The 23,374-nt window shown below is 71.1% G+C and carries 17 protein-coding genes and 1 pseudogene; 14 read left to right on the top strand and 4 right to left on the bottom strand.

Annotated features, from left to right (window positions below; genetic code table 11):
* Positions 1-140 precede the first annotated feature (140 nt).
* The 4 genes from HZS56_RS25695 (at position 141) to serA (ending at position 5,510) form a co-directional block, all read left to right on the top strand.
* Positions 141-1,997: an acetolactate synthase large subunit gene (locus tag HZS56_RS25695; protein WP_216723143.1), complete on the top strand. Its 1,857-nt coding sequence runs from the start codon at positions 141-143 to the stop codon at positions 1,995-1,997.
* A gap of 34 nt (positions 1,998-2,031) precedes the next feature.
* Positions 2,032-2,556, top strand: coding sequence for an acetolactate synthase small subunit (gene ilvN / locus HZS56_RS25690; RefSeq protein ID WP_216723142.1), 525 nt, complete (start codon positions 2,032-2,034; stop codon positions 2,554-2,556).
* 117 nt (positions 2,557-2,673) lie between these two features.
* Positions 2,674-3,672: a ketol-acid reductoisomerase gene (ilvC, locus tag HZS56_RS25685; protein ID WP_216723141.1), complete on the top strand. Its 999-nt coding sequence runs from the start codon at positions 2,674-2,676 to the stop codon at positions 3,670-3,672.
* A gap of 248 nt (positions 3,673-3,920) precedes the next feature.
* Positions 3,921-5,510, top strand: coding sequence for a phosphoglycerate dehydrogenase (serA, locus tag HZS56_RS25680; RefSeq protein WP_216723140.1), 1,590 nt, complete (start codon positions 3,921-3,923; stop codon positions 5,508-5,510).
* A gap of 56 nt (positions 5,511-5,566) precedes the next feature.
* Here the strand turns inward: serA and HZS56_RS25675 are convergent, their stop codons facing one another.
* Positions 5,567-7,150, bottom strand: a complete 1,584-nt coding sequence (locus HZS56_RS25675) for an MFS transporter (RefSeq protein WP_216723139.1) — start codon at positions 7,148-7,150, stop codon at positions 5,567-5,569.
* 105 nt (positions 7,151-7,255) lie between these two features.
* Between HZS56_RS25675 and HZS56_RS25670 the strand changes: the two genes are divergently transcribed.
* Entirely contained in the window at positions 7,256-7,846 is a 591-nt protein-coding gene (locus tag HZS56_RS25670; RefSeq protein ID WP_216723138.1) for a TetR/AcrR family transcriptional regulator, read from the top strand.
* Here HZS56_RS25670 and HZS56_RS25665 read toward each other — a convergent pair.
* On the bottom strand, positions 7,827-9,044 hold the full coding sequence (locus tag HZS56_RS25665; protein ID WP_216723137.1) for a PucR family transcriptional regulator: 1,218 nt from the start codon (positions 9,042-9,044) through the stop codon (positions 7,827-7,829). The two genes, HZS56_RS25670 and HZS56_RS25665, sit on opposite strands and share 20 nt — an antisense overlap.
* A gap of 177 nt (positions 9,045-9,221) precedes the next feature.
* Here HZS56_RS25665 and HZS56_RS25660 point away from each other — a divergent pair, with 177 nt between their 5' ends.
* The 7 genes from HZS56_RS25660 to HZS56_RS25635 all read left to right on the top strand — a co-directional run bounded on the left by HZS56_RS25660 (position 9,222) and on the right by HZS56_RS25635 (position 18,303).
* On the top strand, positions 9,222-10,148 hold the full coding sequence (locus HZS56_RS25660; protein ID WP_216723136.1) for a proline dehydrogenase family protein: 927 nt from the start codon (positions 9,222-9,224) through the stop codon (positions 10,146-10,148).
* Between the two features lie 49 nt (positions 10,149-10,197).
* On the top strand, positions 10,198-11,838 hold the full coding sequence (pruA, locus tag HZS56_RS25655) for an L-glutamate gamma-semialdehyde dehydrogenase (protein WP_216723135.1): 1,641 nt from the start codon (positions 10,198-10,200) through the stop codon (positions 11,836-11,838).
* A 300-nt stretch (positions 11,839-12,138) separates the two neighbouring features.
* Entirely contained in the window at positions 12,139-12,270 is a 132-nt protein-coding gene (locus tag HZS56_RS38795; protein WP_301543078.1) for a hypothetical protein, read from the top strand.
* A 75-nt stretch (positions 12,271-12,345) separates the two neighbouring features.
* Complete coding sequence (locus tag HZS56_RS25650) at positions 12,346-13,398, top strand: 3-isopropylmalate dehydrogenase (protein ID WP_216723134.1); 1,053 nt, start codon at positions 12,346-12,348, stop codon at positions 13,396-13,398.
* 262 nt (positions 13,399-13,660) lie between these two features.
* Positions 13,661-14,749, top strand: a complete 1,089-nt coding sequence (locus tag HZS56_RS25645; protein ID WP_216723133.1) for a branched-chain amino acid aminotransferase — start codon at positions 13,661-13,663, stop codon at positions 14,747-14,749.
* A gap of 409 nt (positions 14,750-15,158) precedes the next feature.
* Positions 15,159-16,763 carry a citramalate synthase gene (gene cimA / locus HZS56_RS25640; protein ID WP_216723132.1) on the top strand — a complete coding sequence of 535 codons (1,605 nt, stop codon included), beginning with the start codon at positions 15,159-15,161 and terminating at the stop codon, positions 16,761-16,763.
* 184 nt (positions 16,764-16,947) lie between these two features.
* Positions 16,948-18,303, top strand: coding sequence for a hypothetical protein (locus HZS56_RS25635; RefSeq protein WP_216723131.1), 1,356 nt, complete (start codon positions 16,948-16,950; stop codon positions 18,301-18,303).
* Between the two features lie 63 nt (positions 18,304-18,366).
* Here the strand turns inward: HZS56_RS25635 and HZS56_RS25630 are convergent, their stop codons facing one another.
* Positions 18,367-19,302 carry a DMT family transporter gene (locus HZS56_RS25630; protein WP_216723130.1) on the bottom strand — a complete coding sequence of 312 codons (936 nt, stop codon included), beginning with the start codon at positions 19,300-19,302 and terminating at the stop codon, positions 18,367-18,369.
* 135 nt (positions 19,303-19,437) lie between these two features.
* Between HZS56_RS25630 and HZS56_RS25625 the strand changes: the two are divergent.
* Positions 19,438-20,037, top strand: a pseudogene (locus HZS56_RS25625) (TetR/AcrR family transcriptional regulator); the annotation flags it as partial.
* A gap of 9 nt (positions 20,038-20,046) precedes the next feature.
* Here HZS56_RS25625 and HZS56_RS25620 read toward each other — a convergent pair.
* Positions 20,047-20,604, bottom strand: coding sequence for a YceI family protein (locus HZS56_RS25620; RefSeq protein WP_216723129.1), 558 nt, complete (start codon positions 20,602-20,604; stop codon positions 20,047-20,049).
* A 150-nt stretch (positions 20,605-20,754) separates the two neighbouring features.
* Here HZS56_RS25620 and HZS56_RS25615 point away from each other — a divergent pair, with 150 nt between their 5' ends.
* Entirely contained in the window at positions 20,755-23,088 is a 2,334-nt protein-coding gene (locus tag HZS56_RS25615) for a polysaccharide lyase 8 family protein (RefSeq protein ID WP_216723128.1), read from the top strand.
* Positions 23,089-23,374: the final 286 nt, after the last annotated feature.

Here is a 23,374-nt window from a genome sequence, read left to right as displayed (position 1 = left end):
TCCCGGCGACCCACTCCCGGCGCGCTCCCCTCGCTTGCCTTCTGGCACGAGGGGTTTTTTGTTGCACAGGCACCTGCCGCAGAGCAACCGCAGACCGTACAAACCTCGCAAAAACCCTCAGCATCGAGAAGAGAACGCCGATGACCGAGCAGGCCACCGGGGCTCACCCGCAGCCCCGGCCCCGATCCGGAGGACAGTCCGCCCCCGAGCACGTCACGGGTGCGCAGTCCCTCATTCGCTCTCTCGAGGAGGTCGGCGCCGACACCGTATTCGGCATCCCCGGCGGCACGATCCTTCCGGCCTACGACCCGCTGATGGACTCCACCAGGGTGCGCCACGTCCTGGTCCGTCACGAGCAGGGCGCCGGACACGCGGCCACCGGCTACGCGCAGGCCACGGGCAAGGTCGGCGTCTGCATGGCGACCTCGGGCCCCGGTGCCACCAACCTGGTCACCCCGATCGCCGACGCCAACATGGACTCCGTGCCGCTGGTCGCGATCACCGGTCAGGTGGTGTCCGCCGCGATCGGCACGGACGCCTTCCAGGAGGCGGACATCGTCGGCATCAGCATGCCGATCACCAAGCACAGCTTCCTCGTCACCAAGGCCGAGGACATCCCGCGGGTGATCGCGCAGGCGTTCCACATCGCCTCCACCGGCCGCCCCGGGCCGGTCCTGGTCGACATCCCCAAGGACATCCTCCAGAAGAAGACCACCTTCTCCTGGCCCCCGGTCATGGACCTGCCCGGCTACCGCCCGGTCACCAAGCCGCACGCCAAGCAGATCCGCGAGGCGGCCAAGCTGATCTCGGCCGCGAAGCGCCCCGTGCTGTACGTCGGCGGCGGCGTGCTCAAGGCGCAGGCCACCGCCGAGCTGCGGGTCCTCGCCGAACTCACCGAAGCGCCCGTCACCACCACCCTGATGGCGCTCGGCGCGTTCCCCGACAGCCACCCGCTGCACGTGGGAATGCCGGGCATGCACGGTTCGGTCACCGCCGTCACCGCGCTGCAGAAGGCCGACCTGATCGTCGCCCTCGGAGCCCGTTTCGACGACCGTGTCACCGGCAAGCTGGACAGCTTCGCCCCGCACGCCAAGATCGTGCACGCCGACATCGACCCGGCCGAGATCGGCAAGAACCGGGCCGCCGACGTCCCGATCGTCGGCGACGCCCGCGAGGTCCTCGCCGACCTCGTGCAGGCCGTCCAGAAGGAGCACGACGAGGGCAACCGGGGCGAGGCCGCCGCATCGGGATACGCGGCCTGGTGGAAGGACCTCAGCCGCTGGCGCGACACCTACCCCCTGGGCTACGACCAGCCCGAGGACGGTTCGCTCTCCCCGCAGCACGTCATCGAGCGCATCGGGCAACTGGCCCCGGAGGGCACGATCTTCGCGGCCGGCGTCGGCCAGCACCAGATGTGGGCCGCGCACTTCGTCCAGTACGACAAGCCCGCCACCTGGCTGAACTCGGGCGGCGCCGGGACCATGGGCTACGCCGTCCCGGCCGCCATGGGCGCGCAGGCCGGCATGCCCGGCCGCACCGTCTGGGCGATCGACGGCGACGGCTGCTTCCAGATGACCAACCAGGAACTGACCACCTGCGCCCTGAACAACATCCCGATCAAGGTCGCCGTCATCAACAACGGCGCCCTCGGGATGGTCCGCCAGTGGCAGACCCTGTTCTACAACCAGCGGTACTCCAACACCGTGCTGCACTCCGGCCCCGAGGACGTCAACCCGGAGGCCCGCGGCACCCGCGTCCCCGACTTCGTCAAGCTGTCGGAGGCCATGGGCTGCTACGCCATCCGCTGCGACGACCCCGCCGACCTCGACAAGGTGATCGAGGAGGCGAACTCCGTCAACGACCGGCCCGTCGTGGTCGACTTCATCGTCCACGAGGACGCGATGGTCTGGCCGATGGTCGCCGCCGGCACCTCGAACGACGAGATCATGGCCGCCCGGGACGTCCGCCCCGACTTCGGCGACAACGAAGACGACTGACGAAGACGACTGAGCGAGAGAGACCGAAGAGACCATGTCCAAGCACACGCTCTCCGTCCTGGTGGAGAACACCCCCGGCATCCTCGCCCGGATCGCCGCCCTCTTCTCCCGTCGCGGCTTCAACATCGACTCGCTCGCGGTCGGTGTCACCGAGCACCCCGACATCTCCCGCATCACCATCGTGGTGAGCGTCGAGGAGTTCCCGCTGGAGCAGGTGACCAAGCAGCTCAACAAGCTCGTCAACGTGCTCAAGATCGTCGAGCTGGAGCCGACCCAGGCCGTCCAGCGAGAACTCGTTCTGGTGAAGGTGCGCTCCGACAACGAGACGCGCTCCCAGATCGTCGAGATCGTCCAGCTCTTCCGCGCGAAGACCGTCGACGTCTCCCCGGAGGCCGTCACCATCGAGGCCACCGGCAGCAGCGACAAGCTGTCCGCCATGCTCAGGATGCTGGAACCGTACGGCATCAAGGAACTCGTCCAGTCCGGCACGATCGCCATCGGCCGCGGCGCCCGTTCGATCACGGACCGCTCGCTGCGCGCACTGGACCGGTCCGCATAACGACGGAGACGGGCGGCCGGTGAAAATCCGGCCGCCCGTATTCCGAGACCCCGAAACTTCCCTTCCCCTCACCGGCATACGGTGGGACGCAACACCTGCACACAAGGAGAGAACCCAGTGGCCGAGCTGTTCTACGACGCCGACGCCGACCTGTCCATCATCCAGGGCCGCAAGGTCGCGGTCATCGGGTACGGCAGCCAGGGCCACGCCCACGCCCTGTCGCTGCGCGACTCCGGTGTCGACGTGCGCGTCGGTCTGCACGAGGGCTCCAAGTCCAAGGCCAAGGCCGAGGAGCAGGGCCTGCGCGTGGTGAGCCCCTCCGAGGCCGCCGCCGAGGCCGACGTCATCATGATCCTGGTCCCGGACCCGATCCAGGGCGAGGTCTACGAGAAGCACATCAAGGACAACCTGAAGGACGGCGACGCGCTGTTCTTCGGCCACGGCCTGAACATCCGCTACGGCTTCGTCAAGCCCCCGGCCGGCGTGGACGTCTGCATGGTCGCCCCCAAGGGCCCGGGCCACCTGGTGCGCCGCCAGTACGAGGAGGGCCGCGGCGTTCCCTGCATCGCCGCCGTCGAGCAGGACGCCACGGGCAACGGCTTCGCGCTGGCCCTGTCGTACGCGAAGGGCATCGGCGGCACCCGCGCCGGCGTCATCAAGACGACCTTCACCGAGGAGACCGAGACCGACCTCTTCGGTGAGCAGGCCGTCCTGTGCGGTGGCACCGCGGCCCTGGTCAAGGCGGGCTTCGAGACGCTGACCGAGGCGGGCTACCAGCCGGAGATCGCCTACTTCGAGTGCCTGCACGAGCTGAAGCTGATCGTGGACCTCATGTACGAGGGCGGCCTGGAGAAGATGCGCTGGTCGATCTCCGAGACCGCCGAGTGGGGCGACTACGTCAGCGGCCCGCGGATCATCACCGACGCCACCAAGGCCGAGATGAAGAAGATCCTCGGCGAGATCCAGGACGGCACCTTCGCCAAGAACTGGATGGACGAGTACCACGGCGGTCTGAAGAAGTACAACGAGTACAAGAAGCAGGACTCCGAGCACCTCCTGGAGACCACCGGCAAGGAGCTGCGCAAGCTCATGAGCTGGGTCGACGAAGAGGCGTAAGTCCGCGTCCGCCGCCCCGTGACGGCGCCCGGCCCGGGCACCGTCACGGGGCACGCGACTGCCCCGGCCGGCCTGCGGGCCACGTCCGGGTGATCCTTCCGCACGGGCGCCGGACGACCCCCGCCACGCCACTACACTGCTGAACACATACGCGTCAGGCCCACAGCGTCGTGCGTCTTCCACGCGGCTCAGCGACACCGAATGCGGCCGTCGGGACGGCCGTCCGCATTGGACTTGTGAGGACTCACGTGAGCTCGAAACCTGTCGTACTCATCGCCGAAGAGCTGTCGCCCGCGACCGTGGACGCGCTCGGCCCCGACTTCGAGATCCGCCAGTGCAACGGCGCGGACCGGGCCGAACTGCTCCCCGCCATCGCCGACGTGGACGCGATCCTGGTCCGCTCCGCCACCAAGGTCGACGCCGAGGCCGTCGCGGCAGCCAAGAAGCTCAAGGTCGTCGCACGAGCCGGCGTCGGCCTGGACAACGTCGACGTCTCCGCCGCCACCAAGGCCGGCGTGATGGTCGTCAACGCCCCGACCTCCAACATCGTGACCGCCGCCGAGCTGGCCTGCGGCCTGATCGTCGCCACCGCCCGCAACATCCCGCAGGCCAACGCCGCGCTGAAGAACGGCGAGTGGAAGCGCAGCAAGTACACCGGCGTCGAGCTGGCCGAGAAGACCCTCGGCGTCGTGGGCCTGGGCCGCATCGGTGCCCTCGTCGCCCAGCGCATGTCGGCCTTCGGCATGAAGGTCGTCGCCTACGACCCCTACGTGCAGCCCGCGCGCGCCGCGCAGATGGGCGTCAAGGTCCTCTCGCTCGACGAGCTGCTCGAGGTCTCCGACTTCATCACCGTCCACCTCCCCAAGACCCCCGAGACCGTCGGCCTGATCGGCGACGAGGCGCTGCGCAAGGTCAAGCCGAGCGTCCGCATCGTCAACGCCGCCCGCGGCGGCATCGTCGACGAGGAGGCGCTGTACTCGGCGCTCAAGGAGGGCCGCGTCGCCGGCGCCGGCCTGGACGTGTACGCGAAGGAGCCGTGCACGGACTCGCCGCTGTTCGAGTTCGACCAGGTGGTCTGTACGCCGCACCTCGGCGCCTCCACCGACGAGGCCCAGGAGAAGGCCGGCATCGCCGTCGCCAAGTCCGTCCGCCTCGCCCTCGCCGGTGAACTGGTCCCCGACGCGGTCAACGTCCAGGGCGGCGTCATCGCCGAGGACGTCAAGCCGGGCCTGCCGCTCGCCGAGCGCCTCGGCCGCATCTTCACCGCGCTCGCCGGCGAGGTCGCCGTCCGCCTCGACGTCGAGGTCTACGGCGAGATCACCCAGCACGACGTGAAGGTGCTGGAGCTCTCCGCCCTCAAGGGCGTGTTCGAGGACGTCGTCGACGAGACCGTGTCGTACGTCAACGCCCCCCTGTTCGCCCAGGAGCGCGGCGTCGAGGTCCGGCTGACCACCAGCTCGGAGTCGGCGGAGCACCGCAACGTCGTCATCGTGCGCGGCACCCTCGCGGACGGCGAGGAGGTGTCGGTCTCCGGCACGCTGGCCGGCCCGAAGCACCTGCAGAAGATCGTCGCCGTCGGCGAGTACGACGTCGACCTCGCCCTCGCCGACCACATGGTCGTCCTGCGCTACGAGGACCGTCCCGGCGTCGTCGGCACCGTCGGCCGCGTCATCGGCGAGGCCGGCGTCAACATCGCCGGCATGCAGGTCGCGCGTTCCACGGTGGGCGGCGAGGCGCTGGCCGTCCTGACCGTCGACGACACGGTGCCCGCCGGGGTCCTTACGGAGGTCGCGGCGGAGATCGGGGCGACGTCGGCCCGGTCGGTCAACCTGGTCTGAGGTCCGGGGGCGCTCCTGCCCCGGACCCCGGTACCGGCCCTGAACGGGCCTCGTCCTCAAACGCCGGACGGGCTGAGCGAGTCGGCCTGTCCGGCGTCTTTGTCGTCCTCGCTGCCCTCCGGGCGCGTCTCCGGGCGCACCCGGATGTTCCGCAGCCCCCTCGCCGCCAGCGCCGCCGCCCCGAGGAGCAGCAGCGCCCCCGCCGTCGCGGCGCCCCGCATGCCGTCGGTGAACGCCTCACGGGCCGCGGTCGCCAGGGCGTCTCCCGCGCGCCCGGGCAGTCCGGCGGCGACGGCCAGCGCGCCGCCCAGCGTCTCCTGTGCCGCGGCGGGCGCGTCCGCGGGAACGCCGTGGCGGTAGACGGCCGTACCGATCGACCCGAGGACGGCCATGCCCAGGGCGCCGCCGAACTCGGTGCCGGTCTCCAGGAGCGAGGAGGCCGAGCCCGCCCTCTCGACCGGGGCCGAGCTGAGCGCCAGGTCGGTGAGCTGGGACATCACGACGACGATGCCGACGGCGAGGACCCCGGACGCGGCCAGCACCAGCCACAGCGAGTCCGTACCGGCCAGGGTCAGCAGCCCGTAGCCGCCCGCCGCGACCGCGAAGCCGGCCGTGACGACGTGAGCGCGCTGCACGCCCCGCTGGACCAGCAGGGTGGTGACCGGTGCGGCGGCCCCGATGAGCACGGACGGCAGCAGACTCCACAGCGCGGCCTCCAGCGCGCTCTTGCCCAGGACCGACTGCAGGTACTGGGTGGTGAAGTACGCGGAGCCCATCATCCCGAAGGCCGACAGGGTGTTGAGGACGAGCGCCGGGCTGAAGCCGTGCCCGCGGAAGAGGGCCGGCGAGATCATCGGCGCGGCGGACGTGCGCTGGCGGTGCACGAACAGCGCCGCGAACAGCAGGCCGACGGTGATCGAGACGACGTAGCGGACGTTCCAGCCCTCGGAGGGCAGTTCCTTCAGGCCGTAGACCACGGGCAGCACCGCCGCCATCGACAGCGGGACGCTCAGCAGGTCGAAGCGGCCGGGGGAGGGGTCCTTCGACTCGGGCAGCAGCAGCGGTCCGAGGACCAGCAGCAGAACCATCGCGGGCAGGTTGACCAGGAAGACCGAGCCCCACCAGAAGTGCTCGACGAGGACCCCGCTCATCACCGAGCCGAGTGCTACCCCGGCCGTCATCACCCCCGACCACAGCCCGATCGCCTTCGCCCGCTGGACGGGGTCGGTGAACATCGTGCGGACCAGCGCCATCGTCGACGGCATCAGCGTCGCGCCGCCGATGCCGAGCACCGCGCGGGCCGCGATCAGGGTCTCGGCGGTGTGCGCGTAGGCGGCGAGCAGGGAGGCGGCGCCGAAGGCCACCGCGCCGATCAGCAGCAGCCTGCGGCGGCCGACGCGGTCGCCGAGCGAGCCCATCGTCATCAGCAGGCCCGCGAGGACGAAGCCGTAGATGTCGAAGATCCACAGCTGTTGGGTGCCGCTGGGGTCCAGGTCGGCGCTGATCTGCGGGATCGCGAAGTAGAGGACGGAGACGTCCATCGAGACCAGCAGCAGCGGAAGCATCAGCACGGCCAGCGCGGTCCACTCGCGGCGGCCGGCACGGGTCGGGTTCGTTGTCATAGGCGTGACTGTACGCATGTCTTATACGCTTGTCTAGGACGGTTGTATAAGACGGTCGTCTTGCACGGTCGTATGAGACGACCGTGTAAGACGTGCGTATGGAGGGCTGGGTAAGGTGACGTCATGGGACATCGTGAGGATCTGCTCGAAGGCGCCAAGCGCTGCCTGCTCGCCAAGGGGTTCGTGCGCACGACGGCCCGCGACATCGTCAAGGAGTCGGGGACCAACCTGGCCTCCATCGGCTACCACTACGGGTCGAAGGACGCCCTGCTCGCGCAGGCGTACGTGGCGATGGTCGAGAACATGTCCGAGGCCTTCGACGGCGAGGTCAAGGGCGGGCCCGGCTCGCTGGAGCGGTTCGCCTCGGTGTGGTCGAACGTCGTCGGAACCATGCGCGGGCCGGGCTCGATGTGGCGGCTGAGCATGGAGGTCGTGGCCCTCGGGGACCAGGTGCCGGAGGTCCGCGACCACCTGGCGCGCGCCCAGCGCGAGGGCTCGCGCGGACTCGTCGCCCTGTTCACGGACGCCCCCGAGGACGAGGTGCCGGAGGAGGCCGTCGACACGCTCGGCACCTTCTACACGACCCTGATGATGGGCCTCATGGCCCAGTGGACGTTCGACCCCGGGTCCGCCCCCGAGGCGGACCGGCTCACCGAGGGCCTGCGCCGGGTGATCGAGGGGACCGGGGCCGCCGCTACAGGCGGTGCGCCTTGAGCGCCATGTGCAGCAGCAGCCGGTCCTCCCCGTCGTCCAGGTCCAGGCCGGTGAGCTGTTCGACGCGGGAGAGCCGGTAGTACAGCGTCTGGCGGTGGATGCCCAGCTCGGCGGCGGTACGGCCGGCCTGGCCCGCACGGTCCAGGTACACCTCCGCCGTGCGGGCGAGTTCACGGTGGGCGGGGGAGAGCAGCGCCCGTACGGCGGGGTCGTGGGCCGAGTGCGGGGGCAGTCCGGCCAGCAGCCGGAACGGCCCGATCGACGTCCACTGCGCGACCGGCCCGAACCGCGACTCGGCCCGCGCCGCCCGGGCCGCCGCCGACGCCTCCCACCAGGCCGCCCCCAGCTCCGCGAGCCCCGTGCGCGGTGCGGACACCCCGGCCGCGACCACCCCCGCGGCACCCGGGCCCGGGCCGGCCGCGCCCGGGGCCCGTTCCAGCAGCCGCCCCGCCGCCGCGGTCGCCGGGGCCGGCACGTCCGCCGCACGCAGCCTGACCAGCAGCGCCAGCGACTGCCCCGCCGTCCCCCACGGCACCGTGCACAGTGCGGTCGCCCCCGGCACCGTACGGACCGAGGGCGCGTCGTCCGGGTCCGCCGACGGCCAGGGCGCCACACAGACCACCGCGTGCGGGGTGTCCGCGCGGGCGCCGAGCGCCGTGCGCAGCTCCGCGATCGCCATGTCCCGCTGCCAGCCCCGCTCGGCGGTCAGCACCGCCCGCAGCTCCCGGCTCAGGTCGGCGCCGTGCTGTGCCTCGTCCGCGAGCAGCGCGCCGATCCGGACCGTCACCGCCATGGCCGCCGCCAGCTGCCGCTCGGTCGGGCCCGGATCGGTGTCGAGCAGCCAGACGTAGCCGAGGACCACACCCCGATGGCGTACCGGCAGACATGTACGGCCCCGGTACACCCCCGCCTGAGGGGTCGGCGGGATACGGACCGGCCCGGTCGCCCGGGTGATGCCGAAGCCCTCGAACCAGGAGCGGACGGCGGCGGTGGAGCGCCGGGTCAGGATCGACCGGGTGCGCACCGGGTCCAGGACGGAGGGGTCGAGGTCGCCCTCGCTGTCGTACGCGCCGAAGGCGATCAGCTCGAAGTCGCGGTTCTCGAGCGTCGCGGGAGCGCCCAGGAGCTCCGAGATCTCGTCGATCAGCTCCTGGTACTCACTTCTGGAATCCGGCGTCACCCGGGCATTCTGCCGCATACTCGCACGGCCTTCATACATCTGTATGAGATCCGCGGCACGGATGCGTGACAGCTGTCGATGGCCGACGATCGGGACCGTCCCTAGATTTCACGGTGGTTCTCCGTGCCGTTCCCGAACCCCTGGACACCGGACTCCGGGCGCGGCCTCGTGTTGGTTGGCAAGTGGAGGTGCCCCGTGCTGGGTCCCGTGATTCTCGCCGCGTCGCGCAGCGACCGGATGCGCCGGCTGGTCTCGGCCGCGCCTGTGACGAAGCCGGTCGTCGACCGGTTCATCCCCGGCGAGTCGGTCGACGAGATCGTGCCGATCGTCCGCGACCTCACCGAGCAGGGCCTGGAGCTGACGATGGACGTCGTCGGCGAGGACATCACCACCCCCGCACAGGCCGGGGCCGCCCGCGACGCCTACCTCGAGCTGATCGACCGGCTGAAGCCCCTGGGCCTCGGCACCCGCGCCGAGATGTCCGTGAAGCTGTCGATGTTCGGCCAGGCGCTGGACGGCGGCCACGAGCTGGCCGCCGCGAACGTCCGTCCGGTCGTCGAGGCCGCCGCCGAGATCGGCACCACGGTCACCCTGGACGCGGAGGACCACACGACCCTCGACTCGATGTTCGCCATCCACGAGGAGCTGCGCAAGGACTTCCCGCAGACCGGCTGCGTCATCCAGGCCTACCTCTTCCGCACCGAGGACGACGCGCGCCGCCTGGCCGACAGCGGCTCTCGCGTACGGTTGGTGAAGGGCGCCTACAAGGAGCCCGCAGAGGTCGCGTACCAGCAGCGCCACGAGATCGACAAGGCGTACGTGCGGATCCTGCGCACCCTGATGGAGGGCGAGGGCTATCCGATGGTCGGGTCGCACGACCCGCGCCTGATCTCCATCGCCCAGGAGCTGGCCCGCACGGCCGGACGCAAGCTCGACGAGTACGAGTTCCAGATGCTGTACGGCATCCGGGGCGACGAGCACCTGCGGCTGGCCGCCGAGGGGCACCGCATGCGCGTCTACACGGCCTACGGCACCGACTGGTACGGCTACTTCATGCGCCGTCTCGCGGAGAAGCCGGCGAACCTCCGGTTCTTCGCCCGCTCGATGGTCAGCAAGGGCTGAGCCCGCACCCGCTCGCACAACCCGCTCAAGTCAAGGAGTTACGGAACCCATGGACGCTGTGACCCAGGTCCCCACCCCCGTCAACGAGCCGGTGCACGGCTACGCCCCCGGTTCGCCCGAGCGCGCCCGTCTGGAGGCCAAACTCAAGGAGCTGGCCGACAACCCCGTCGACCTGCCCTGCACCATCGGCGGCGTCAGGCGGATGGGCGGCGGTGAGCGCTTCGACGTCGTGCAGCCGCACAACCACAAGTCCCGCCTGGGCACCTACGCCAACGCCACGCAGGCGGACGCCCAGGACGCGATCGACGCCGCCCTGGCCGCCGCCCCGGCGTGGCGCGCGATGTCCTTCGACGACCGCGCGGCGATCATCCTGCGCGCCGCCGAACTGCTGTCCGGCCCGTGGCGCGAGACGATTGCCGCCTCCACCATGCTCGGCCAGTCCAAGACCGCGCAGCAGGCCGAGATCGACAGCCCCTGCGAGCTGATCGACTTCTGGCGCTTCAACGTCCACTACGCCCGGAACATCCTGGCCGAGCAGCCCCCGGCCAACTCCCAGGGCGTGTGGAACCGGATGGACCACCGCCCGCTGGAGGGCTTCGTCTACGCGATCACGCCCTTCAACTTCAGCGCGATCGCGGCCAACCTGCCCACCGCCCCGGCCCTGATGGGCAACGTCGTGGTCTGGAAGCCGTCCCCGACGCAGACCCACGCCGCCGTGCTGCTCATGCGGCTCCTGGAGGAGGCCGGGCTGCCCAAGGGCGTCATCAACCTGGTCACCGGCGACGGCATCGCGGTCTCCGAGGTCGCGCTGGAACACCGGGACCTGGCGGGCATCCACTTCACCGGCTCGACCAGGACCTTCCAGCACCTGTGGAAGACGGTCGGCAACAACATCGAGAAGTACCGCACCTACCCGCGCCTGGTCGGCGAGACCGGCGGCAAGGACTTCCTGGTCGCCCACCCGAGCGCCGACCGCGCCGTGCTCAAGACGGCCCTGACCCGCGGCGCGTTCGAGTACCAGGGCCAGAAGTGCAGCGCCACCTCCCGCGCGTACATCCCGGCGTCCATCTGGAACGACGGGTTCAAGGAGGAGTTCGCCGCCGAGGTCGACTACCTCACCATGGGTGACGTCACCGACCTGTCGAACTTCGTCGGCGCCGTCATCGACGAGCGGTCCTTCGCCAAGAACAAGGCCGCCATCGACCGCGCCAAGGAGGACGAGACCTGCACGATCGTCGCGGGCGGCTCCTACGACGACTCGGTCGGCTACTTCGTCCGCCCGACCGTCGTCGAGTGCACCGACCCGGAGAACGAGGTCTTCCGCACCGAGTACTTCGGCCCGTTCCTCGCCGTGTACGTGTACGACGACAGCAAGGCCGACGCGTACGACGAGATGCTGACGCAGATGGAATCCGTGTCCGACTACGCGCTCACCGGATCGGTCGTGTCGAACGACCGCGCGGCGGCGGCGTACACGATGGAGAAGCTGCGCTACGCGGCGGGCAACTTCTACATCAACGACAAGTCGACCGGCGCCGTGGTCGGCCAGCAGCCCTTCGGCGGCGGCCGTGCCTCCGGCACCAACGACAAGGCCGGCGCCCCGCAGAACCTGATGCGCTGGACCCTGACCCGCGCCATCAAGGAGACGCTGGTCCCGCCGACCGACTACACCTACCCGCACATGGGCTGAAAACCGCTCGCGAACGCCCCGGGGGCCAGGTCGACCGGCCTGGCCCCCGGGGCGTTTTCACAGGTCGGGGCCGTGTGACCGAGGGCACTGTCTCAGATAGTAGGAAGTCCGAGTAAGTGTGGAGACAGATGCTCCCCGCTCCCTTAACTTTGTAGGAGCCGAACGTTCCGCTCGATCGAGCGGCCGGCGGTCGTGAGCCCCGTGCAGGCGATCCCTGCGGCCCGCGCTCCCCGCCCCTTCCGGCGACTCTCCGCACCGCTCGCTCTCCGCGCTGCCTCAGCGCCGAAGGAGTCGATTCCCATGGCCGAGACGATCGTCCGCCGCCGAGTCCGTCACCCCTCCCGTACGAGCGACTCCGACCGCAAGAACGCCGCGGCCGCCCTCCAGCGCGCCCTCGACCGCCGGGACAACGGCGGCGCCACCGGCCACTGAGCGACAGCCGCGGACGGCGTCCGCATGCCGGACGGAGCGTGTCATCCCGTGGGACAGGGGGGTAGGGTGCCGCACATGTCGGCAAGTTCTCGCAGCCTCAATCTCGCAGTGATCCCCGGTGACGGCATCGGCCAGGAGGTCGTGACCGAAGGTCTCAAGGTCCTGGCCGCCGTCCTCCCGCAGGATGTGAAGCTGGAGACCAAGGAGTTCGACTTCGGCGCCCGGCGCTACCACGCCACCGGTGAGACCCTCACCGACGCCGACCTCGACGCCCTGAAGGGCCACGACGCCATCCTGCTCGGCGCCATCGGCGACCCCTCCGTGCCGTCCGGCGTGCTGGAGCGCGGCTTCCTGCTCAAGCTCCGCTTCGCCTTCGACCACCACGTCAACCTGCGCCCGAGCAAGCTGCAGCCCGGAGTCGAGTCGCCGCTGGCCGGCCGGCCGGAGATCGACTTCGTCGTCGTCCGCGAAGGCACCGAGGGTCCGTACACGGGCAACGGCGGCACCATCCGCAAGGGCACCGAGCACGAGGTCGCCACCGAGGTCTCCGTCAACACGGCCTACGGCGTCGAGCGCGTCGTCCGTGACGCCTTCGCCCGCGCCCAGGCCCGTCCCCGCAAGAAGCTCACGCTGGTCCACAAGAACAACGTGCTGACCTTCGCGGGCCACCTGTGGACCGACACCTTCAACAAGGTGGCCGCCGAGTTCCCCGAGGTCACCACCGACTACATCCACGTCGACGCCGCGACCATCTACCTGGTCACCGACCCGGCCCGCTTCGACGTGATCGTCACCGACAACCTCTTCGGCGACATCATCACCGACCTCGCCGCGGCCGTCTCCGGCGGCATCGGCGTCGCCGCCAGCGGGAACATCAACCCGTCCGGCGAATTCCCCTCGATGTTCGAGCCGGTGCACGGCTCCGCGCCCGACATCGCCGGCCAGGGCAAGGCCGACCCCACCGCCACGGTCCTGTCCGTCGCCCTGCTCCTGCGCCACCTCGGCCACGACGCCGAGGCGGCCCGGATCGAGGCGGCCGTCTCCGCCGACCTCGGCGAGCGCGGCGGTCTGCCCGCCCGGAGCACCTCCGAGATCGGCGACGCACTCGCCGTACGAGTAGCCGGCTGACCCGCCGCGCCACTCGACCGAATCCAAGCCGAAGCCGCCGGGTCCAGAACGAGACACCCGGCGGCTTTCTCCTGCGTCCGCCAGGTGCGACCATTCAGAACCTGGGCCGCATTCACCCCGTTTCATCCGTCACAGGCCGCGCGCGATAATCGAACGCGGAGCCGCGACATGAGGGAATGCCCGGACGCCCCGGCACCGGCCACCGGCCGTACGGGCGTGACAGCGGCCCGTCACAACCAAAACCGGTGAAGGACATCACTCCATGACGACGCCCACGATCGAGCTCAAGCCCTCCGCCACCCCGCTCTCCGACGCGGAACGGGAGGCGATTCTGGCCAACCCCGGGTTCGGCCGCCACTTCACCGACCACATGGTGACCATCAAGTGGACCGAGGGCCGCGGCTGGCACGACGGCCGGCTCGTTCCGTACGCCCCGCTCTCCCTGGACCCGGCCGCCATGGTCCTGCACTACGCCCAGGAGATCTTCGAGGGCCTCAAGGCCTACCGCCGCCCCGACGGCTCGGTCGCGACCTTCCGCCCCGAGAAGAACGGCGCCCGCTTCCAGGCCTCCGCCCGCCGCCTCGGGATGCCGGAGCTGCCGGTGGAGACCTTCATCGAGGCCTGCGACGCGCTGGTCGGCCAGGACGAGAAGTGGGTTCCGGCGCACGGCGGCGAGGAATCCCTCTACCTGCGCCCCTTCATGATCGCCACCGAGGTCGGACTGGGCGTCAAGCCGGCCAACGAGTACCTGTTCCTGGTCATCGCCTCCCCGGCCGGCGCCTACTTCCCGGGCGGCGTCAAGCCGGTCTCCATCTGGGTCTCCGAGGACCGCGTGCGCGCCGTCCCCGGCGGCATGGGCGATGCCAAGACCGGCGGCAACTACGCGGCCTCCCTGCTCGCCCAGGCCGAGGCCGCCGCGAAGGGCTGCGACCAGGTCTGCTACCTCGACGCCATCGAGCGCACGTGGGTCGAGGAACTGGGCGGCATGAACCTGTACTTCGTCTACGGGAACAAGATCATCACCCCCACCCTCACCGGCTCCATCCTGGAGGGCGTCACGCGCGACTCCCTGCTCACCGTCGCCCGCGACCTCGGCTACGAGGCAGAGGAGGGCCGTGTCTCGATCGACCAGTGGCAGCGCGACTCGGAGAACGGCACCCTCACCGAGGTCTTCGCCTGCGGCACCGCCGCCGTGATCACACCGGTCGGCACGGTCAAGCGGCCCGGCGCCGAGTGGCAGCAGAGCGGCGGCGAGCCCGGCGAGGTGACGCAGCGCCTGCGGGCGGCCCTACTGGACATCCAGCGCGGCACGACCGAGGACAAGCACGGTTGGATGCACACGCTGGGCTGAGAACGGCGGCTGTTGCAGCCGAGACCTGTGACGAAGGGCTGCCCGGCGGGGAACGGGGCAGCCCTTCACCCGTTCCCCGCCGCCACGATCGCACTGATCCGGACGGTCTCCGCTCGCATCCTGAGACGGGCAGTGAGAAGAGGAACAGAGTGTGCCAAAATTCCCCCGTGCTCTCGTTCGCCATGATTATTGGCAGCAGGCGCGCCGGTCCGCAGTGACCACCGCGTACGACCAGGTACGGGTGGACACCGTCGTCCTCGACCCGCGCGCAGACCTCTCGCACCCGCGAGAGGTTTTTCGTTTTCCCGGCCCATCTCCAGCCGGGAGGGGGCAGCGGCGCGGGAAGCCACACGGCCGGTGGAATCCGTCATTCCGGTAGACCGAGACCCCATACAGGAGCCTTCAGATCATGACCGCAACCAGCGAACTCGACGATTCGTTCCACGTATTCGACACCACCCTGCGCGACGGCGCGCAGCGCGAGGGGATCAACCTCACGGTCGCGGACAAGCTGGCCATCGCACGGTACCTGGACGACTTCGGGGTGGGCTTCATCGAGGGCGGCTGGCCCGGCGCCAATCCCCGGGACACCGAGTTCTTCGCCCGCGCCCGGGAGGAGATCGACTTCCGGCACGCCCGGCTGGTCGCCTTCGGCGCCACCCGCCGCCCGGGCGCGCGCGCCGCCGACGACTACCAGGTCAAGGCGCTGCTGGACTCGGGTGCCGAGGTGATCACCCTGGTCGCCAAGTCCCACGACCGGCACGTCGAGCTGGCGTTGCGGACCACGCTGGAGGAGAACCTGGCGATGATCGCCGACACGGTCTCCCACCTCAGGGCCGAGGGCCGCCGGGTCTTCGTCGACTGCGAGCACTTCTTCGACGGCTACCGGGCCAACCCCGAGTACGCGAAGTCGGTCGTGCGCACCGCCGCGGAGGCCGGCGCCGACGTCGTCATCCTGTGCGACACCAACGGAGGCATGCTCCCGGCGCAGATCCAGGCCGTGGTCGCCACGGTGCTGGCCGACACCGGCGCCCGGCTCGGCATCCACGCCCAGGACGACACCGGGTGCGCCGTCGCCAACAGCCTCGCCGCCGTCGACGCGGGCGCGACCCACGTCCAGTGCACGGCGAACGGCTACGGCGAGCGCGTCGGCAACGCCAACCTCTTCCCGGTCGTGGCCGCGCTGGAGCTCAAGTACGGCAAGAAGGTCCTGCCCGAGGGCCGGCTGCGGGAGACGACGCGGATCTCCCACGCCATCGCCGAGATCGTCAACCTCACCCCCTCCACCCACCAGCCCTACGTCGGCGTGTCCGCCTTCGCGCACAAGGCCGGACTGCACGCCTCCGCCATCAAGGTCGACCCCGACCTGTACCAGCACATCGACCCCGAGCTGGTCGGCAACACCATGCGGATGCTCGTCTCCGACATGGCCGGCCGCGCCTCCATCGAGCTCAAGGGCAAGGAACTCGGCATCGACCTCGGCGGCGACCGGGAACTGGTCGGGCGGGTCGTCGAGCGGGTCAAGGAGCGCGAGCTGGCGGGCTACACCTACGAGGCCGCCGACGCCAGCTTCGAGCTGCTGCTGCGCGCCGAGGTCCAGGGCGAGCCCCTGAAGTACTTCGACGTCGAGTCCCGGCGGGCGATCATCGAGGACCGCCCCGACGGCAGCCACGCCAACGAGGCCACGGTGAAGCTCTGGGCCAAGGGCGAGCGCATCGTCGCCACCGCCGAGGGCAACGGCCCGGTCAACGCGCTGGACCGGTGCCTGCGCGTCGCCCTGGAGAAGATCTACCCGGAGCTGGCCAAGCTGGACCTGGTCGACTACAAGGTCCGCATCCTGGAGGGCGTGCACGGCACCCGGTCCACGACCCGGGTGCTCATCTCCACGAGCGACGGCACGGGGGAGTGGGCCACCGTGGGTGTCGCGGAGAACGTCATCGCCGCCTCGTGGCAGGCCCTGGAGGACGCCTACACGTACGGGCTGCTGCGGGCCGGGGTCACGCCCCAGCACTGACCCGCGCGGTGCCCCGCACACCGGCGCGGGCGGTGATCCGAGCGACGCGGGCGGTGACGTGAGCGACACGGACGGCGACTCGGGCGATCCCGTGCAGTGCGCCGTGCGACTCGCCGTGGCGATTCGCCGTGCGATGAGGGCCCGCTCATGTCTCATTCAGGCGCATTCGGGTACGTTCGAACGTATGAAGGGCGATCGTGCTCACGTTTTCCTGCGTCTCCTGGTCGCGCCGGTCATAGCCGCCCTGGCGGTGCTGCTGGCCGGTGCGCCGGGCGCACAGGCGGCCACCGACGTCTCCGAGATCGGTGCCGCCCTGCGCGAGAGCCCCGTGTACGTGGACCCGGACGCCTCCGACCTGCTGTCCAAGTCGGACGCCGAGGCGCTCGCCGACAAGATCGAGGACGCGGGCGAACCGGTCTTCGTGGCGGTGCTCCCGGCCGATTACCCGACCCAGAACCTCTTCCAGAACCTGCGCACCGAGACCGGCATCACCGGTCTGTACGGCATCCGCCTGGGCGACCGCTTCGACGCGCGGGCCGACAGCAGCGTGCTGAGCCGCCAGGGCGTGAACAACCTGGTCACGGCGGCGCAGGGCGCCGGTGACACCAAGGCCCAGCTCAACGACTTCGTCGACGACGCGCTGCGCAGCGTACGCGGCTCCGCGCCCTCCTCCTGGGACTCCGGCGGCGGCTCCGTGCCCGCCGCCGGACTGATCACCGCCGGTGCCGTGGTCGTGATCGGCGGCGCGGGCGTCTACGCGCTGGCCCGGCGCAGCAGGCGGCGCCGCGAGGAGGAGCAGCGGGAGGCGCTCGAACGGCTGCGCGTCGTGGTCGACGAGGACATCACGGCGTTCGGCGAGGAGCTGGACCGCCTGGACTTCCACCCCGGCGAACCCCGGGCCGACGACGCGATGCGGGCGGACTACGAACGCGCCCTCGACGCCTACGAGCAGGCCAAGACCTCCATGGCGGACGCCCGCAAACCGGAGGACGTGCGCTCCGTCACCCAGGCGCTGGAGGACGGCCGCTTCTCGCTCGCCGAACTCGCCGCCCGCCGGGAGGGCAGGGAGCTTCCCGAGCGCCGCCCGCCCTGCTTCTTCGACCCGCGGCACGGTCCGTCGGTCGCCGACGCCACCTGGACCCCGCCGGGCGGCGTGACCCGCCAGGTGCCGGTCTGCGCGGCCGACCGGGTGCGGCTCTCCGAGGGCCGGGACCCGATGGTCCGCGAGGTGGACACCGAGTACGGCCGCCGGCCCTACTGGGACGCGGGCCCGGCGTACGGGCCCTGGGCGGGCGGCTACTTCGGCGGCGGCATCCTGCCGGGACTGCTGGTCGGCACCATGCTGGGCAGCATGATGGCCGGGCCCGCCTACGGGGCCGGCTACGGCACGGGGTACGGCGACTTCGGCGGCGGCTACGAGGGCGGCGACGTCTCCGGCGCGGACTTCGACCCCGGCGACTTCGGCGGCGGATTCGGCGGCGGCGACTTCGGCGGTGGCGGCGGGTTCGGCGGCGGCGGGGACTTCGGCGGAGGGTTCTGACCCCTCTTCGGCTTCTGGCCCTCTTCGGCCCGCGGGCCGAGGTCCGCCGACCGGGCGGACGCGTCAGCGGCGCGTGGCGGACACGGACGGCACCGTCGCGTCCCGCCGGCCGGCGGACGAAGCGACGACGCCGGGCCGGGCCCGGTGCCGGACCACGGCCACGGCCGCCAGCCCCACCACGAGGCCGACGGCGGTCTGCACGCCGAAGTGCTCGCCGAACATCAGGGCGCCCCACACGGCCGTGACCGGAGCCATGAGAAACATCAGGGTGTTCACCTCGGTGACGCCCGACCGGCGCAGGATCAGCCAGTACAGGCCGTAGCCGCCGAAGGTCGGCAGCACCACGAGCCAGGCGGTCGCCAGCCAGAAGCTCCCGCCCGCCGGCGGGGCGGCGGATCCGGTGCCGAGCGCCAGGCCCGCGAAGAGGACGGCGCTGGTCACGCAGTGGATCGTCAGCGCGGCCCGGGGCGCGACCGGCGTGCGCGAGCGGCCTTCGAGGAAGGTGGCCGCCACCAGCGACAGCATGCCGAGGAACGGCACGAGGTACGCCCACCACGCCACGTCCGCGCTCGCCGCCGCGGCGTCCGCGGTGGTGACCGTGGCGACTCCGGCCAGCCCCAGCCACAGGCCCAGCCACTGCCGGCGCGAGACGTACTGCCGCAGCAGCGGTCCGGCGAGCGCGCCGGCGACCAGTGGCTGCACGCCGTCGATCAGTGCCGTGGTGCCGCTGGAGACGCCGAGCTGGATGGCGTAGTACACGCTGAGCAGGTAGCCGGTCTGCGACAGGGCGCCTATGGCGGCCTGGCGGCCGGTGTCCCGCAGCGTCAGCCCGCGCCACGCCGTCCGGGAGACGGCCGCGACGGCGAGCAGGACCAGGGCCAGCGGCAGGAAGCGCCACATGAGCAGCGTCGTCGCGGCCGCGGTGCCCGCGCCCAGCTTGGCTCCGATGAATCCGGAGCTCCAGCAGAGGACGAAGGCGACGGAGAGCAGGGCGTTCATGTCGACCCCAGCCAGTAGACAGATCGGTTTACTAGTGCTGGGTGACCACTATACAGAACGGTATACTTCCGAGGTATGGAACCACTGGAGCAGGAGCAGGGGCCGGAGACGGTGCACCAGGTGCGGCGGGTGCGGATGACGCCCGGCGCGCGGCGGGTCCTGCGGGCGGCGGAGGGCCTGTTCTACGAGCGCGGCATCCATGCGGTGGGGGTGGACCTGATCGCCGCCGAGGCGGGGGTGACGAAGAAGACGCTGTACGACCGGTTCGGCTCGAAGGAGCAGATCGTCGTGGAGTACCTGGCCGGGCGGGACGAGCGCTGGCGGGAACTCCTGGCCGCCCGCCTGGGCGCGGTCTCCGGCCGGGAGCCGTCCGTGCGGGTGGTGGCCGTCTTCGAGGCCTCGCGGGAGTGGGCGGCGGAGTACGGCAGCAAGGGGTGCAGCATGATCAACGCGCACGCCGAGATCGGCGACCCGTCCCACCCGGCGTACCCGGTCATCACCGGTCAGAAGCGGTGGATGCTGGACCTGTTCACGGAACTCGCCCGCGGGGTCGAGCCGGACGGCGGGAATCACACGGACCGCACGGACCGCACGGACCGCACGGACCGAGGGCATCGTGCGACCCGTCTGGGGCGCACCCTGATGCTGCTGCACGAGGGCGCGCTGGTCGCGCACGGGCTCGGGGTGTTCCCCGACCCCTTCGGGCACGCGGTCGACGAGGTGCGGGAGCTGCTGGGGGTGGCGTCAGCCCTGCTTGATCGCCGAGATGTCGAAGCTCAGCTTGATCTTGTCGGACACCAGCACGCCGCCCGTCTCGAGGGCCGCGTTCCAGGTGAGGCCCCACTCCGAGCGCTTGATCTCCGCCTTGCCCTCGAAGCCGACGCGCTCGTTGCCGAACGGGTCCTTGGCGGCGCCGTTGAACTCCAGGTCGATGGTGAGCGGCTTGGTGGTGCCGAGGACCGTCAGGTCGCCGGTGATCCGGTAGTCGTCGCCCCCGAGCGACTCGGCCGAGGTGGAGCGGAACGTCATCGTCGGGAACTCGTCCGTCTTGAAGAAGTCCGAGCTCTTGAGGTGGCCGTCGCGGTCCGCGGACCCGGTGTCGATGCTGTCCATCGTGACGTCCAGGGACGCCGTGGAGCGGGTCGGGTCGGTGCCGTCCAGGTGCAGCGTGCCGGAGAAGTCGAGGAACTTGCCCTTGACGTTGGTGACCATGGCGTGGCGCGCCGTGAAGCCGATCGCCGAGTGGGCGGGGTCGACGGTGTACTCGCCGGTCAGGGTGGCGAGGTCGGGGGTGGTGGTCATGGCGTCCTCCGTAGAAGGTCTTGATGTTGAATGTTCAACCAGTCCAACGTGATTCGACTGTAGACCTATTCCTGGCCGCCAACAACCACTTCGCGCGTCGCGTCGCGGCACCGTTCCCCGACCGCGTTCCGCGTGATAAACGGCATGGGCATGACCTCACAGCACCCCGCCGTCCCCACCCGCCGCGCCGTCCTGCTCGCCGCCGCCCTGGCTGCCGCACTCGCGCCCGCGCCGCGTTCCGCCGCGGCCGAGGGGGACGACCCCTACGGCACCCTCCGCGGACGCTGGCTCGATCTCACCCTCGGCACCGGCTACGACCCGGCCGCCGAGCCGTACGCCGCCCGCCTCGCCGAGACCGGCGAACGCGCCCGCGACCACCGCGCCACCATGGCCCCCACCGCCACGTCCCTGTGGCCAGGCCAGCCCTTCGACCCGCCCGCCGGCATCACGTTCTCCTACGGCCGCCTGTGGACGATGACCGAGGCGTACGTCCAGCAGGGCACCGGCTCCACCGGTGACCCCGACCTCCTCGCCGGGATCCTGCGCGGCCTCGACCACCTCTCGGCCACCGTCTACAACCCCGCCACCACCCGCTACGGCAACTGGTGGGAATGGCAGATCGGCAGCCCCCGCCTCCTGATGGACATCACCGCCGCCCTCCACGACCACCTGGGCGCCGACCGCGTCGCCGCCGCGTGTGCGGCCGTCGACCACTTCGTCCCCGACACGATGCTCGGCGACTACACCGGCACCTCCACCGGCGCCAACCGCGTCGACCTGTGCCGCTCCGTCGCCCTGCGCGGCATCCTCGGCCGGGCCCCCGCCAAGATCGCTCTCGCCCGCGACGCCCTCTCACCGGTCTTCCCGTACGTGACGCGGGGCGACGGGCTCTACGCCGACGGCTCCTTCGTCCAGCACACCTGGGTCGCCTACTCGGGGACGTACGGCCAGGTGATGCTCGACGGACTCGGCCGGCTCTTCACCCTGCTCGCCGGGTCCGAGTGGGAGGTCACCGACCCCCGCAGGCAGATCGTTCTCGACAGTGCCGAGCACGCCTACGCGCCCCTCGTCCACGACGGCCTGGTCATGGACGTGGTCAACGGCCGCGCGATCAGCCGGGGTCAGCTCGCCGCCGACGACCTGCACGTCATGCGCAGCGACCACTACCACGGGCAGCAGCTCGTCGCCGCCATGGCGGTCCTCGCGGGCGGCGCGGGCGACGCCGACCGCGAGCGACTGCACGCCCGGATCAAGGGCTGGATCGAACGGGACACCGTCACCCCGATCCTCACGGCGCCCCAGCTCCCGGTCGCCGACCTGGCCCGGCTGCACGCGATCGCTGACGCCCCCGTCGAGGCGGCGCCCGAAGCCGCCGGGCACCGGCTCTTCGCGGCCATGGACCGCGCCGTCCACCGCCGCCCCGCCTTCACCGCCGCCCTCGCCATGGCCAGTGACCGCATCGCCCACTACGAGTGCGGCAACGGCGAGAACCCGCGCGGCTGGCACACCGGCGCGGGCATGCTCACCTGGTGGGCGAACGGGACCGGATCCGACCAGTACACGGACTGGTTCTGGCCGACCGTCGACTGGTACCGGCTGCCCGGCACCACCGTCTCCACCCGGCGCCTGCCCGACCGGGCGGGCGGCGAGTGGGGCGAGCCCAAGCCCGACGTCCGCTGGGTCGGCGGCGCGACCGACGGCCAGTACGCGGCCGTGGGGCAGCACCTCAAGGGGCTCGGTTCGACGCTCGAAGCCCGCAGGTCCTGGTTCTTCCTCGACGACGAGGTGGTCTGCCTGGGCGCCGGCATCACCTGCGCGGACGGCGTCCCGGTCGAGACGGTGGTCGACAACAGGAACCTGGGGGAGGGCGGCACCCACGCCCTCGCCCGCGGCCGGGACTGGGCGCACCTGGAGGGCCACGGCGGCTGGATCGTGCCCGGCGGCGGCCTGCGGACCCTGCGCGAGGACCGCACCGGGGCCTGGTCCGACATCAACGCCACCAGCACGACCGAGCGCCGCACCCGCCGCTGGCAGACCCTGTGGCTGGAGCACGGCACGGACCCGGCCGACGCGGACTACGTGTACGTCCTCCTGCCGGGCGCCTCCCGTGCCGCCGTCGCCCGCCGCGCCGCCGACCGCAGCGGCCGGCGGATCCTCGCCAACGACGCCCGCTGCCAGGCGGTCGACGTGCCCCGGCTCGGATTCACGGCGGCGAACTTCTGGCAGGCCGGTACGGCGGGCCCGCTCACCGCGACCGCCGGGGCGAGCGTGCTGGTCCGCCGCCGCGGCCGCACCGCTACGCTCTGCGTGAGCGAACCACCGCGCACGGGAGAGCCCCTGGAGATCGTCTGGGACCACCCGGTACGAGCTGCCGTACGGTCCGACGAGACGGTCGAGATCCTCGCGACCGGACGCCGTCTGCGCCTCCGCGTCACTCCGGGGGTGGTATGCACCACCCATGAATGTGAGGTGACTCTCAGCTGACGACTTTGTGCGACCCCTACAAGCCCCGTGCCCTCTGAGCAGTCGAAAGGGCTGCATGTCGACCGGGTTCTGTTCGGTGCTACCAGGAAAACGGTCCTGAGACTGTGCAGAGTCGACGTCTCGCGATCCTTGGTTCGCTTCGTAGAGTCGCTACATGACCGTTTTGGATGATGCGCCGGGTGAGCCGACGGACGCCCGCGGGCGGGTGGCCGAGCTGCACGGGATCCGTGCGCAGGCGCTGGCGGGACCGAGTGAGAAGGCGACGGCGGCGCAGCACGCCAAGGGG

Origin of the sequence: Streptomyces mayonensis (assembly GCF_018982965.1) — a bacterium.
Lineage (GTDB): Bacteria > Actinomycetota > Actinomycetes > Streptomycetales > Streptomycetaceae > Streptomyces > Streptomyces mayonensis.
This window is presented reverse-complemented; position numbering and strand designations above follow the sequence as displayed.

Excerpts from the sequence above, each read along its gene's own strand:
- HZS56_RS25695 (WP_216723143.1), top strand. The coding sequence starts at position 141 with ATGACCGAGCAGGCCACCGGGGCTCACCCGCAGCCCCGGCCCCGATCC.
- ilvN (WP_216723142.1), top strand. The coding sequence starts at position 2,032 with ATGTCCAAGCACACGCTCTCCGTCCTGGTGGAGAACACCCCCGGCATC.
- HZS56_RS25675 (WP_216723139.1), bottom strand. The coding sequence starts at position 7,150 with ATGCGTACAGTCACGCCTATGACAACGAACCCGACCCGTGCCGGCCGC.
- HZS56_RS25670 (WP_216723138.1), top strand. The coding sequence starts at position 7,256 with ATGGGACATCGTGAGGATCTGCTCGAAGGCGCCAAGCGCTGCCTGCTC.
- HZS56_RS25665 (WP_216723137.1), bottom strand. The coding sequence starts at position 9,044 with ATGCGGCAGAATGCCCGGGTGACGCCGGATTCCAGAAGTGAGTACCAG.
- pruA (WP_216723135.1), top strand. The coding sequence starts at position 10,198 with ATGGACGCTGTGACCCAGGTCCCCACCCCCGTCAACGAGCCGGTGCAC.
- HZS56_RS38795 (WP_301543078.1), top strand. The coding sequence starts at position 12,139 with ATGGCCGAGACGATCGTCCGCCGCCGAGTCCGTCACCCCTCCCGTACG.
- HZS56_RS25650 (WP_216723134.1), top strand. The coding sequence starts at position 12,346 with ATGTCGGCAAGTTCTCGCAGCCTCAATCTCGCAGTGATCCCCGGTGAC.
- HZS56_RS25645 (WP_216723133.1), top strand. The coding sequence starts at position 13,661 with ATGACGACGCCCACGATCGAGCTCAAGCCCTCCGCCACCCCGCTCTCC.
- cimA (WP_216723132.1), top strand. The coding sequence starts at position 15,159 with ATGACCGCAACCAGCGAACTCGACGATTCGTTCCACGTATTCGACACC.
- HZS56_RS25635 (WP_216723131.1), top strand. The coding sequence starts at position 16,948 with ATGAAGGGCGATCGTGCTCACGTTTTCCTGCGTCTCCTGGTCGCGCCG.
- HZS56_RS25630 (WP_216723130.1), bottom strand. The coding sequence starts at position 19,302 with ATGAACGCCCTGCTCTCCGTCGCCTTCGTCCTCTGCTGGAGCTCCGGA.
- HZS56_RS25620 (WP_216723129.1), bottom strand. The coding sequence starts at position 20,604 with ATGACCACCACCCCCGACCTCGCCACCCTGACCGGCGAGTACACCGTC.
- HZS56_RS25615 (WP_216723128.1), top strand. The coding sequence starts at position 20,755 with ATGACCTCACAGCACCCCGCCGTCCCCACCCGCCGCGCCGTCCTGCTC.